The organism is Streptomyces sp. NBC_00536 (assembly GCF_036346295.1).
Lineage (GTDB): Bacteria > Actinomycetota > Actinomycetes > Streptomycetales > Streptomycetaceae > Streptomyces.
On the sequence record NZ_CP107819.1, the window covers coordinates 4,394,784 to 4,408,153 of the forward strand.

6 protein-coding genes are annotated in these 13,370 nt (G+C 75.6%); 3 read left to right on the top strand and 3 right to left on the bottom strand.

Annotated elements, in window-relative coordinates; genetic code table 11:
- Window positions 1–90: 90 nt before the first annotated feature.
- Window positions 91–1,749, bottom strand: a complete 1,659-nt coding sequence (locus tag OHS33_RS19350; RefSeq protein ID WP_330331665.1) for a sporulation protein — start codon at window positions 1,747–1,749, stop codon at window positions 91–93.
- A gap of 591 nt (window positions 1,750–2,340) precedes the next feature.
- On the opposite strand from OHS33_RS19350, the gene OHS33_RS19355 reads away from it, so the two are divergent.
- Window positions 2,341–4,626 carry an asparagine synthase-related protein gene (locus OHS33_RS19355; RefSeq protein ID WP_330331666.1) on the top strand — a complete coding sequence of 762 codons (2,286 nt, stop codon included), beginning with the start codon at window positions 2,341–2,343 and terminating at the stop codon, window positions 4,624–4,626.
- 524 nt (window positions 4,627–5,150) lie between these two features.
- Window positions 5,151–8,447: a BTAD domain-containing putative transcriptional regulator gene (locus tag OHS33_RS19360; protein WP_330331667.1), complete on the top strand. Its 3,297-nt coding sequence runs from the start codon at window positions 5,151–5,153 to the stop codon at window positions 8,445–8,447.
- A 98-nt stretch (window positions 8,448–8,545) separates the two neighbouring features.
- Here the strand turns inward: OHS33_RS19360 and OHS33_RS19365 are convergent, their stop codons facing one another.
- Complete coding sequence (locus OHS33_RS19365; protein ID WP_330331668.1) at window positions 8,546–10,534, bottom strand: sigma-70 family RNA polymerase sigma factor; 1,989 nt, start codon at window positions 10,532–10,534, stop codon at window positions 8,546–8,548.
- Between the two features lie 283 nt (window positions 10,535–10,817).
- Window positions 10,818–11,600, bottom strand: coding sequence for a TetR/AcrR family transcriptional regulator (locus OHS33_RS19370; protein ID WP_330331669.1), 783 nt, complete (start codon window positions 11,598–11,600; stop codon window positions 10,818–10,820).
- Between the two features lie 343 nt (window positions 11,601–11,943).
- Here OHS33_RS19370 and OHS33_RS19375 point away from each other — a divergent pair, with 343 nt between their 5' ends.
- Window positions 11,944–13,362 (top strand): NAD(P)/FAD-dependent oxidoreductase, encoded by a 1,419-nt coding sequence (locus OHS33_RS19375; RefSeq protein WP_330331670.1) that lies wholly within the window; start codon window positions 11,944–11,946, stop codon window positions 13,360–13,362.
- The last annotated feature ends 8 nt before the right edge of the window (window positions 13,363–13,370 follow it).

The following is a 13,370-nucleotide window of genomic DNA, read 5'->3' on the forward strand; positions in this document are numbered from 1 at the left end:
TCACGGTCCACGCAGCTGCCACCTCCCACCCCCGCATACTGCACCCCGCCACTGACAACGCGGCCGGGCCACCGGTGGGCCGGGCGTGGGCTACGCCGGAGTGACCAGCAGTGGCCGGGCCCGCTCGCGCAGCTCGGCGACGCGCGGCTCGTCGCCGTACGGTTCCAGCCGGTGCAGCAGGTCCCGTACGTACTCCGTGGTCCGCGCCGAGGAGATCCGCCCCGCGACCTCCACGGCCCGGGTCCCGGCGGCGCAGGCCGCGTCGAGGTTGCCGGACTCCAGCTCGGCGACCGCGCTCACCACCAGCCGCAGCCCGTGCGAGCGCACGTACTCCTCGGTGGGGCGGGACAGCGCCTGCTCGGTGAACCGCCGGACCTGCCGGGGCAGTTTGAGGTCCCGGTAGCATTCCGCCGCATCCGCCGCGAAACGGTCGTACGAGTAGAAACCCAGCCAGGTCGGATCCGGGTCCCCGTCCCGCGCCCGCTCCAGCCAGCCCTCCGCCGCCCGCAGCGCCGCCCCGGCGGCCACCGGATCGCCCGACTTCGCGTGCGCCCGGGCCTCCACCAGCCGGAAGAAGCTCATGGTGCGGGCCGTGGCCAGCCCCCGGTTGCGCTCGACGGCGGCCTGCGCGAGGTCGACGCCCTCGTCCGGGAAGTCCCGGTAGGTGGCCTGGAGGGACATCGAGGCCAGGACGTACCCGCCGAGCGGCACGTCGGCGGCCGCGCGGGCCAGGCGCAGCGCCTGGATGTAGTAGCGCTGGGCGGCCTCCTGCTGGCCGGTGTCGAAGGCCATCCACCCGGCCAGCCGGGTCAGTTCGGCCGTCGCCCCGAAGAGCGCCCGGCCCACCTCGTCGGTGTAGGAGCCCAGCAGCAGCGGGGCCGCGTCCACCCGCAGGCACTCGGGGACCATCGAGGAACGCCAGTCCCCGCCGCCGTACTTGGAGTCCCAGCGGCGCGCGTCCTCGGCCGCCTCGCGCAGTTTGGCCACATCGCTGTGGCCGACCCGCTGCGGGGAGGGGTCCGGGGAGTGCGCGGCCGTCGGCTGACCGGGCGCGCGGGGCGTTTCGGGGCCGGACTGCGCGGGCACAAAGGAGGTCGGCGGCGATGCGGCCGGGGCCGCCGGGCCGCCCGGAGCGCCACCCGCCGTGGCGCCCGTACCGCCCGGAGCGCCGCTCGCACCGCCCGGAGCAGTGCCCGTACGAGCCGGAGCGGCGCCCGTGGCGCCCGTACCGCCCGAGGGAAGGGGGGCCGGAGCAGTGGTCTCACGCGCGACGGCCTCACGCGCGACCGAGCCGTCCGCCGGAGATATCAGCCAGCGCGAGGCGGGCGTCGCGTACGCCGCCACGGAGAAGGACCCGGCCAGGGACTGCCAGATCCCGCCGCCCCCGCGCCGTCCCGCGAGGTCGAGCCGGTAGAGGTCGGTGGCCGAGCGCACCGCCGCGCCGACATCGCGCGGGAAGGCGAGGCCGACCTCGGGCGCGGGGTCCGCGTCCGCCAGCCCGATCTCGTGCAGCGGTACCGGCCGCCCCAGCTTCGCGCCGATGGCGGCGGCGATGAGATGAGGGGCCGCGCCCTGCGGCACCATGCCCTTGGACACCCACCGGGCGACCGAGGTCTTGTCATACCGGAGCGTCAGTCCGCGCTGCGCCCCCAGGTCGTTGACCCGCCGGGCCAGCCCCGCGTTGCTGATGCCCGCGAGGGCGAGGACGGCGCCGAGCTTCTCGTTCGGCTCACGGAGCTCCCTGGACATGCGCCACCCCTCGTCACACACGTGGAACGCAGACCGTCATCGGGGCATAGGCGCCCGGCAACGTAAACCCAGCGTAGTTCGCCGCATCCCAAGCGTTAAGGCCCCGCCTTCCGGATGGCGAGATTGTTGTCCGTACGCACAGTCGTGGCCGGGGCTGCGCCCGGGGCGCACGTGTCAGTGCGTGCTCCGCCCGTGTGGCCGTGCGCCCGCCCGTGCGCTCTGGCCCGCCCCGGGGCCCGGCGATTCGATGTGCGGTGCGTGGGTCGGCCCGGCGCGTGGATCCGGCGGGCCGGGAGACACCGCCGCCTCAATCCCCGCGGGTGGCGGTACGGTCCGGGGGGCGGACGCCGCCTCCCGGACCGCGCCCGCGCCAGGGCACTCAGTACGGCTGAAGAATGGCCGAAACCGACCTATGGGGCGGCAGGCACGGAACGCCAAATACCGCGTGCGCGGGGCGTGTTCGTTTGCATGTGCGCCCCCCTAAGCCACTCTCGCACGCCTGTCTCGTGGCAGCATGGACCCGAGCCACCCGGGGTCCCGCCGTCCGGCCGTCCGGCCCCGGTCACGTGCCCACAGGCTGGGGAGACGGCTATGCGGTGGTTGGTGGGCTGGAGCAGTATCGCCGCAAGCTTCGGCACGGCCGGGCGCGTCGGCGAACCCGGCCGAGGAGCAGCCGACGGGCTGCGCGGCGGCCTCGCGGACGTCCCACGCGCCTCCTACGCCTCCCACACCCCGCACGGCCCGTCCGGAGCCGCCCAGGCGACCGGCTACGGCCGCGGCGGCGCGTACCCGGACGACCAGGGCGCGTACGACGCCTACGGCGAGCCCGACGAATACACCGAACGCACCCTGCACCCCGTCGGCGCCCAGCTCCTGTGGGGCGACCCCGACCCCCTGTGGGCCGTCGGCGACTGGCGCCCCGACGAGATCCGCACCGTCACCGCCGACCCCGCCGACCCCTTCACCCGGCTCGCCGTCCTCGGCTGCTGCGGCGCCCGCGACGACGAACTGCGCCGCGCCCTCTACGCCGCCCGCGGCGGCGCCCTGCGCCACCTCACCCAGTGGCCCGGCAGCTACACCGCCGTCGTCCAGGCCGGCCGCCGGATCACCGTCGTCGGCGACCTCGCGGGCGCCCGGCCCGTCTTCTACACCCCCTGGGCGGGCGGAACGGCGTACGCCACCGCGGCCCTCCCGCTCGCCGACCTGATCGAAGCCCAGCTCGACATCGGCCACCTCGCCGCCCTGCTGGCCTGCCCCGACAGCCCCGAGGCACTGGGCGACGGCACACCGTACGCGGGCGTCCGCCGGATCCCGCCCGGGCACGCGATCATCCTGCGCGAGGGCTCCCGCGAGATCACCGGATACGAGCCCGTCGCCTCCCTCGCCGTCGCCGCCCCCGAGATGGAACCCGGGGCCGCCACCGAGGGCGTGCGGGAAGCACTGGTCGATGCGGTGCGCGCCCGGCTCACGGCGCCCCGCCATGCCCCCGACACCCTGCCCCACGACCCCGGGCCGGTTCCCGGCATGGGCCCCGCCGACCGCCGCGCCGCCCGCGGCGCCCCCGCCCCCGGCGTCGGCGCCGACCTCTCCGGCGGCAGCGCCTCCGCCACCCTCGCCCTCCTCGCCGCCGGACTCCCCGGCGCCCCCGGCACCGTCCTCGGCCACGGCTCCGGCGCCGGGGAACGCCTCCTCGCCGTCACCTTCAACGACCTCACCACCCCCCAGGGCCGCGAGGGCGAACTCGAACGCGCCCACGCCATCGCCGCCAACCCCCGCCTGCACCACGTCGTCGTGGCCGCCGCCGAAGAAGCCCTCCCCTACGCCGACCTCGACGGCCCGCTCACCGACGAACCCGGCCCCTCCCTCGTCCTCGCCGCCCGCGACCGGCGCCGACTGGCCGCGGGCAGCGCCGACCACTTCGTCGGCCACGGCGCCCGCCAGGTCCTCGACGCGCACCCCGCCCGGCTGGCCGACCTCCTCATGGACCGCCGCAGACGCCACCTGCTGCGCCCCGTCGCCGCCCTCGCCCGCTCGGCCGGCGCCGAAGGCCAGTCCTCCGGCCAGTCCCTGCTCGTCCCGCTGACCGTGTACTCCGCCGCCCGCCGCCTCGCCCGTACGCCCTACCGCGCGGGCATGGAAGCGGCCGCGGCCCGGCTGCGCGAAGGCCTCCTGCCCGGCCGCGCCGCCAGCCCGCTCGACGCCTCCCTCGCCGCCCTCACCTGGTGCCGGCCCGGCCCCGCCGCGAGCTGGCTGACCGGCGAAGCCCTCGCCGAAGTCGCCGTCCGGCTCGCCGCCGCCGCGGGCCGCCCCCCGCTCTCGCTGCGCCCCGGCGAGGCCCGGGCCCGCTCGGTCCTGACCCGCCACGCCGCCGACCACCGGGTCTTCGAACAGGCCGTGGAGGTCCGCAGCCAGCGCCTGCACGCCCCCTTCCTCGACAACCAGGTCGTCCGCGCCGCCCGCGCCCTCCCCGAATCCCTGCGCGTCCAGCCGGGCGCCCGCGCCGCCGTCCTGCGCACCGTCCTCGCGGGTACGGGCGTACGCGAACTCCCGCCCGGCTGGGGCGCCCCCGCCCACTCCGCCAACGAAACGGCCGTCCGCCTCGGCCTGCGCGCCGCCTTGGACCCGCTCCTCGCCCTCTTCACCGCGCCGCTCCTGGCGGACGCCGGCCTGATCGAGGCCCGGGTCATCCAGCAGGCCCTGATCGACGCGGCCGACGGCCACCCGGTCCCCCTCGACGGCCTCGCGGAACTCGTCTCGGTCGAACTCTGGCTCCGCCGCCTCCTAGCCCGCCGCGGCACCTGCTGGACCGGCACCTCCTCCCCCCGCCGCCGAGCCGTCCCCACCGGCGTCCCCCTCCGCCGCCCAGCCCTCTCCTGACCCGCTCCGGAGGCGCCCTCAACCGCCGGGCGGGCTGGGGTTTCCCCCGGCGGCCCGGCCCTGTCGCGGCGCGCGGGCCTGGGGCGCCTCCGGCGGGTCCTCAATCGCCGGACGGGCTGGGTTTGGCCTGAGGTGGTGCCTCTGGTGGGTCTCAGCGGCCCGGACGGGCTGGGTGTGGCCGGGAGCCCGGGCCTGTCGCGGTGCCGCGGGCTTGGGGTGCCTCCGGCGGGTCCTCAATCGCCGGACGGGCTGGATGTGGCCTGGGCGGGCCCCTGGGGGGTCCGCAATCGCCGGACGGGCTGGGTTTGGCGGGGCCCGTGCCTGTCGCGTGGCGCGGTCCTCAGACGCCGGGCGGCTGAAATCCAGCCCGTCCGGCGTTTGAGGACCGGGTCCGGGCGGAGCCCGGTTTCGGGAAGGGGCGGGTAGGGGACCAGCCCCGGGCAGCGGCGCCCCCGCCCCTGCCCCGCCCCCGGGCAGCGGCGGCCACGTCCCCCACCCCGCCACCCCCAAGGCAAAATGACCCCGTGCGGTACCTGATCCTCGGCACCACCCAAGCCCGTGACGACTCCGGCGCCCCCCTCCCCCTCGGCGGCGCCCGCCTTCGCGCGCTCCTCGCCGCCCTCGCGCTCCGGGCCGGCGGCCCCGCCGTCCCCGTCTCCGTCCTCGTGGACGAGGTCTGGGGCGAGGACCCGCCCCAGGACGCCCCCGCCGCCCTGCAGGCCCTCGTCTCCCGCCTGCGTCGCGCCCTCGGGGGCAAGGACACGGTCCAGGCCGACCCCACCGGCGGCTACCGCCTCCCCGCCACGCGGGACGACGTGGACCTGTACGTCTTCCAGCGCCTCGCCCGCCAGGCCGCCCAGGCCCTCTCCACCCCGACCCCCACGGGGCAGCCCCCCGCCCCCACCCTCCGCACCGCCCTAACCCTCTGGCGCGGCCCGGCCCTCGCCGACCTCCCGGACCCCGCCACCCGCGCGAGTCACGCCACCGGCCCCGAGGCCCAGCGCGCCGCCGCGGTCCGCGACCTCATCGAGGCCGAACTCCGCACCCCCAGCACCGATCCGGCCACCCTCCTCCCGGAGATCGAGGCGCTGATCGCGGCGCACCCGTACGACGAGCCGCTGCGCGCCCAGCACTTGCGCGCCCTGCGCGCCGCGGGCCGCACCGCCGACGCCCTGGCCGCGTACGACCGCACCCGCCGCGCCCTCGCCGAAGGCCTCGGCACGGACCCCGGTCCGGAACTCACCGCCCTCCACGCGGACCTCCTCCGCCCCGCCCCCGCCCCCACCCCGGCCCCCGCCCCGGAGCGCCGCGGCAACCTCCGCCCCCGCCTCACCTCCTTCGTCGGCCGCGAACCCGAACTCGCCGCCCTGCACACCGACCTGTCCCGCGCCCGCCTCGTCACCCTCACCGGCCCCGGCGGCTCCGGAAAGACCCGGCTCGCCGAGCACGCGGGCGCCCAGCACGCGGCGCGCGCCGACCACACCACCCCCCTCGAACCGGTCTGGCTGGTCGAACTGGCCCGCCTGGACCACCCCGCGGCCGTCCCCGCCGCGGTCCTCAGCGCCCTCGGCCTGCGCGACACCGCCCTGGTCGGCCGCGAGAAGCCCGCCGCCGCCCAGGACCCCACCGCCCAGCTCCTGGAGCACTGCGCCCAGCGCCGCCTGCTCCTCGTCCTCGACAACTGCGAGCACGTCATCGGCGCCGCCGCCGAGCTGGCCGAGCGGCTGCTCACGCACTGCCCCGGCGTCCGGATCCTGGCGACCAGCCGCGAACCCCTCGGCGTGCCCGGCGAGAACGTCCGCCCCGTGGAGCCGCTGCCGCCCGACCCCGCGCACCGGCTGTTCGCCGACCGCGGGGCCGCCGCCCGGCCGGGGTTCACCGTGGCCGACGATCCCGCCGCCGTCGCCGAGATCTGCGCCCGCCTGGACGGGCTGCCGCTGGCCATCGAGCTGGCGGCGGCGCGGCTGCGGCTGCTCACCCCGCGCCAGATCGCGGACCGCCTCGACAACCGGTTCCGGCTGCTGACGAGCGGGAGCCGTACGGTCCTGCCCCGCCAGCAGACCTTGCGGGCGGTGGTCGACTGGTCCTGGGACCTGCTGGACGCGTCCGAACGTACGGTCCTGCGCCGCCTGTCGGTCTTCGCGGGCGGCTGCGACCTGACCGCCGCCGAAGCCGTCTGCGCCGACCCCGGCCCCGATGGCCCCGATGGCCCCGATCTCGCCGACATCGCCGACGTGGCGGACGTACTCGGCGCCCTGGTGGACAAATCCCTGGTCCTGGCCGACCCAGCCCCGGCCACGGCCCAGGCCTCCGCCGCCATGCGCTACCGCATGCTGGAGACCATCCACGAGTACGCCGCCGAGCGCGCCGCCGAGGACCCCGCCGACCGGTCCGCCACCGCCCGCCGCCACGCGGCCCACTTCACGACCCTCGCCGAGGAAGCGGAACCCTTCCTGCGCTCGGCGGCGCAGTTGCCGTGGATCGCCCGGATCGAAACCGAACTGGACAACCTGCGCACGGCCTTCACCACCTCGATATCCACCACACGCACCTCGCCCGCCGACCCGGAGACCGCAGTGCGGCTCGCCTTCGCCCTGGGCTGGTTCTGGTGGCTGCGCAACTACCGCACCGAAGGCGCCGAATGGACCGCCCGGGTGGTCGACCTCGACCCGGCCGAACCGCCCCTCGACACCCCCGCGTACTGGAACTGGATGCGCCTCCAGCTCCTCAGCGTGTTCCTCATGGCGGAAACCCGGCCGGTCGGGGAGTTCCGCACGCCGGAACGCCTCGCCCTGGCCGAGCGCCTCCAGCACGCCTTCCGCCGCCCCGGCCCGGAGACCGCCCGCTTCCCCGGCATGCTGTGGCCGCTGACCTCGTACCTCACCGGCGACGCCCTCGACTTCCACCGGGGACTCGACGAGACCGTCGCCAACTGCCGTGCGTACGCGGGCGACTGGGAACTCGGCGTGACCCTCATGCTCCGTACGCACGTCGCCATCGACATCACGGGCGGACTGCCGACGGTCGACGCCGACCTGGCCGAACTCCACGAGATCGCCCGCCGCGTCGGTGACCGCTGGACCCGCGCCCAGGTGTCCAGCGCCGCGGGCGAGGTCGCGCTCTCCCGGGGCCAGTACGACTGGGCGCGCGCCGAGTACGAGGAGTGCCTGCGGCTCGCCCGTGAGGTCGGCGCGCACTTCGAGGCGCCGTTCGCGCTCACCCGGATCGCGCAGACCGCCTACTGCACGGGCGATTCGTCCGGCGCGCTGCGGCTGCTGGCGGCGGCGGACGCCGAGGCGGACAGCTCCGGGGGGAGCGACGTACGGGCCTTCTCCGGCCTGCTCGCCGGGATGATCGCGCTGGACCAGGGCGATCCGGTCCGGGCGCGGGCCGAGCACGACCGGGCCCTCGCCGAGTCGTTGCGGACGACCATGCCCGCGCAGTTCTCGGCGGGGCTGGCGAATCTGGAGGCCCACATCAAGCGGCTGGAGGAGGGGCCGGACGCCGGGCTGGCCGTGATCCTGCCGACGCTGGAGGCGGCGGTCACCGGGCACTGCGCGGAGCAGGTGCTGGCCGTCCTCGCCGAGACGGCCGCGGCGCTGCTGGCGGACGCGGACCGCTGCGCCGAGTCCGTACGCGCGCTGGCGGCGGCCGGTGCCTGGCGGGGCGGGCTCCCGCGGTCCGTGCCGGAGGAGGGGTTCGTCCGCGGGCTGCCCGAGCGCACCAGGGCGGCCCTCGGCGCGGAGGCGTACGACCGGGAGGCGGCGGCGGGAGCGGCCCTGTCCCCCCGGGCCCTCCTCGCCACCCTCACCGCCGGCTGATCACCGCCGGCTGATCACCGGCAGCCGATCACCGGCAGCCGATCACCGGCAGCCGATCACCGGCAGCCGATCACCGGCAGCGGCTCACCGCCGGCCGATCACCGGCAGCTGATGACCGCGTCCGCCCAGGCGGCCAGGGTCAGGTCGGGGTGCCGTCCGGCGTGCTCCACGACCAGCCGCAGCGTCTTGCGGCCGCTCAGCCCGACCTCGACGGGCACCGCGCGGTCCCCGTAGCCGACGGCGGCCGACTGCCACAGCCGTACCCCGTCGCCGTAGACGGAGAACCGCACCGAGCCGTCACCCGGCAGGGACAGCCCGTCCACCCCGGCCCGTGCCGAGAACGACGTGCACGTCCGGTTCAGGGTGATCTCCACCGACGAACGGGCGTTGACGGTGATCCCGTGCGCATACCGCCGGTCCCCGACCACCAGCCCCCAGCGCTGCCACACCCAGCTGCTGCGCCAGGTCTGCACCTCGGGCCCGGTGTGGTCGCCGAGGACGGACTGATCCAGCCGCACCAGCTGGTACCCGGCCGCCGGAGCGGACGGCGGGGACGGCGTGGGCGAATGCCGGGTCGGAGTCGGCGTCGGCCGCCCGGGGCTCGGCTTCGCGGGGGCCGCCTTGGACGGCGAGGGCGAGGGAGCATGCGGCGCCGAACTGCGCGGCGACGGTACGGGCGTACGCGCGACCGGCGTCAGCGGCGCGGGCGAACCGGGCTCCGGGGGCGGCGGAACCGGGGCGTCCGGCACCGCGGGCGCCACCGCGGGCGGCTTCGGCGCCACCCGGGCCTCGGGCTTCGCGTCGTCCCCGGCCAGCGCGAACACCACCCCGGCCGCGGCGGCGACCACGACCCCGGCGGCGATGGCGGCCTTGGCGGGCAGCCCGAGCCCCTCGGAGGCCAGCGCCCCGGCACCCGACCCGGCACCGGCCCCGGACCCACCGGCGGCGCCCGCGGCCCCGGCACCGGCAGCCCCGGCACCCGCACCCGCCGCCCCGGCCCCCGCCGTCGAACCGCCCACGGCCGCAGCGGCGGCACCCGCGCCACCCGCGGCCACGACCCCACCGGCCACCACCCCGGCCGCCTTGACCGCGTACCCGGCGGCGAACCACCCGATGACCGCGACCGGAAGCAGCGCCGGGATCCCGGCATTGACGTCCTTCAGCTCACCGGCGACCAGCCGGCACTTCACGCACTCCTCCAGGTGCTTGCGCAGCCCCCGCTCGGCCCGCACCCGCAGCCCGCCCCGGGCATGGGCGCCGAGGCGGTCGGCGTAGCGGGCGCAGTCCCCGCCCTCGCTCAGCGCGGTGCTCACATGGGCCTGGAGGTAGGCCTGCTTGAGCCCCTCCCGGGCCCGGCTGGCCAGGACCGCGGTGGCATTGGCGGTCAGGCCGAACAGCGGGGCGATCGCGCTCGGCGACGCCTCCTCGACGGTGGTGTGCCACAGCACGGCCTGCCACCGCTCGGGCAGGCTGCGGAAGGCCTGCATGGCCAGGGACTGCTCGGCCTCGTGCATGGCCCGTACGTCCGCGCCCAGTTCGAGGGTGTCGGCGCCGGGCGCCAGCCCCGTCCCGGCCTCGGCTCCCGCTCCGGCCTGCTCCGCGAACAGGGCGAAGTCCTCGACGAGCTGCTCGCGTTTGGCGGTCTTCGTCCAGGCCGCGGCGACCCTGCGGACGGTGGTGAGGAGGTACGCGCGCACCGCCTGGTCCGGCCCGGCCCCGCCGCGCACCGCCTGGAGGGTCCGGGCGAACACCTCGGCGGTCAGGTCGTCGGCCGTGTGGGCGTCCCGGCAGCAGGTGCGCGCGTAACGGCGTACGGAATCGGCGTGCCGACGGAACAGCTCCTCATAGGCACCGTCGTCACCCCCACGCATCCGGGCGATCAACTCGGCATCGGAAGCGGGCGCTTCCCCACCGGCCCCACCGGCGGTACCGGCGACACCAGCCGTACCCGCGGCGCCGTACCCGCGGCTGCCGCCGCCCGGTTCGCGCTGGGCGGGGACCTGTCGGGCGGGCAGTTCACCCGCGTCGGACTCGCCGCCGGGGCCCATCGCACCGGAGACCGGATCTTCCCGCCCGTCAACGCTCATCGCGCAAGCCCCCGCAGGACACACTCAGACCGGTACACCGATCCAGCGTGTCACACGGCGACCGCGCACCGGACCGCTCCGGACGGCATCCACTCATCCGGGCAGGATTCGGCGAATCCCCGCTCCACACCTCACCCGTCCGAGTGATGGTCCGTTCGAGGAGCCCGGTCCACGGATTCACCCGGCGGAGCCGTATCCGGAGGCGGAGGGCCACCGGGCGCGGCAGGCCCACCGGTTCCCCGGCGGCCCCACCGCACCGTGGTGACCCACGCGCCTCACATCCTCAGACGGCCCGCGAGCGCAGCCCCTCCAGCAGGATGTCCAGCAGCCGGGCCGAAGCGGCCGCCTGCTGAGCGGGGTCCGGCAGCGCGGGCGCCGCCGTCGCTATGACGAGCAGGACATCGGCCACCGTGACGTCGCGGCGCAGCGCACCGGCTTCCCGGGCGCGGTCGACCAGCCGGCCGACCACCTCCAGGAGCGCTCCGGCGCCCGCGTCCTCCGACGGCTCGTCCTCGGCCGCCGTCCGTCCGCCCACGACCCGCAGGTCGGGCTGTCCGCCGACCACGGCGGCCTGCCGCTGCTGCGGCACCCGCGCCGTGTCGACGGCCTCCAGTACGTCCTCGCCGTCCTCGCCGACCGAGCCGACCCGCAGCACCTGCGGCGGCAGCAGCCGCCCGGCGCCCGAGGCGACGGAGGTGCGCAGGAAGCGCGACAGCGCCTGCCACGGCTCCTCCTCCTGGCCGAGCGCGGCCCTGGCCTGCTCGGTCAGCCGGGAAGTCTCCTCCTCGGCTATGCGCCGGACCAGGACGTCCTTGCTCGGGAAGCGCCGGTAGACGGTGCCGACGCCGACGCGGGCGCGCCGCGCGACATCCTCCATCGGAGCCCCGTAGCCCAGTTCGCCGAACACCTCGCGCGCGGCGCGCAGGACGTGTTCGAGGTTGCGCTGTGCGTCGACCCGCAGGGGCGTGGAACGGCCCACACCGTGCGAGGTTCCACCAGCGATCACGCGAGTGGCGCTCTCGGCCGAGAGCGCGGTCGCAGAACCATGGAAATCGGAAATGTTCATATGTTTCCCCCGGTAATCATTTGTCTCCCCCCGGAGACAGTCCCCGCCTTCGTGTCGAGGGGGGCCACGGTCATGTGGGCCCTGGTCCTAACTCCTCGACGGGCTACGAACATAGTTGAGCCAGAGTCAATTCAGAAGAGGCAGCTCCGTACGGACCATCGCTCGATCGGAGCATTGACCCCCACTTTTCCGTTCCAAGCCCCCGGAATCACCCCTTCCGCACGGCCTGACCTGCGCACCTCACCCCCCATCGGCACCGCCGGACCGGCCCTTCACGCCCCCACCTCCGGTCACACAATTTGTCGGGCCTGTGGACAAACTCCCAGCCACGTTGCGTCATGGGATGGTGAAGGCTGCTAACTCCCGGGGCTCGGCCCCCGGCACCCCGCCCCGGACACGCATCCTCGTCGTCGGCGGAGGTTACGTCGGCATGTACACGGCGCTCCGGCTCCAGCGAAAGCTGAGAGCCGACGAGGCCGAGGTCACGGTGATCACTCCCGAGCCGTACATGACCTACCAGCCCTTCCTCCCCGAGGCGGCCGCGGGATCCATCTCCCCGCGCCACGTCGTCGTACCGCTGCGCCGCGTCCTGAACCGCTGCCGCATCGTCATCGGCGAGGCCCGCAGCATCGACCACGCCAAACGGACCGCGACCGTCACCACCCTCGCCACCGACGAGGAGGGCACCGGCGCCGTCGAGATCGAGTACGACGAGATCGTCCTCGCCCCCGGCTCCGTGTCCCGCACGCTGCCCATCCCCGGGCTCGCCGAGTACGCCATCGGGTTCAAGACCGTCGAAGAGGCCATCGGCCTGCGCAACCACGTCATCGAACAGATGGACATCGCCTCCTCCACCCGCGATCCCGCCATCCGCGACGCGGCCCTCACCTTCGTCTTCGTCGGCGGCGGCTACGCGGGCGTCGAAGCACTCGCGGAACTGGAGGACATGGCCCGCTACGCCGCCCGGTACTACCACAACATCAAACCCGAAGACATGAAATGGGTGCTGGTGGAGGCCAGCGACCGGATCCTCCCCGAAGTCGGCCCCGAAATGGGCAAATACACGATCCGCGAACTGCGTGCCCGCAACATCGACCTGCGCCTGGAGACCCGCCTCGAATCCTGCGAGAACCGCGTCGCCGTCCTCAGCGACGGAGCCCGCTTCCCCACCCGCACCATCGTGTGGACCGCGGGCGTCAAACCCCACCCCGTCCTCGCCGCCACGGACCTCCCCAGGAACGAACGCGGACGGCTCGCCTGCACCGCCTTCCTCACCGTCGCCGGCGTCGAACACGCCTGGGCCGCCGGCGACGCGGCCGCCGTCCCCGACATCACCGCCGCCGCACCGGGCACCGAATGCGCCCCCAACGCGCAGCACGCGGTCCGCCAGGCCAAGGTGCTCGCGGACAACCTCGTCCACGCCCTGCGCGACGAGGTCCTCACCGAGTACGCCCACAAGTACGTCGGCTCCGTGGCCTCCCTCGGCCTCCACAAGGGCGTCGCCCACGTCTACGGCCGCAAGCTCAAGGGCTACCCGGCCTGGCTGATGCACCGCATGTACCACCTGAGCCGCGTCCCCACCTTCAACCGCAAGATGCGCGTCCTCGCCGAATGGACCCTCTCCGGGCTCTTCAAGCGCGAGATCGTCTCCCTCGGCTCCCTCGAACACCCCAGGGCCGAATTCGAACTCGCCGCGGGCGGCGGCCCCAAACAACCCCCGCCCCCCACCGCCCCCAACCCCCCGAAGGACAACCAGCGCTGACGTCGACC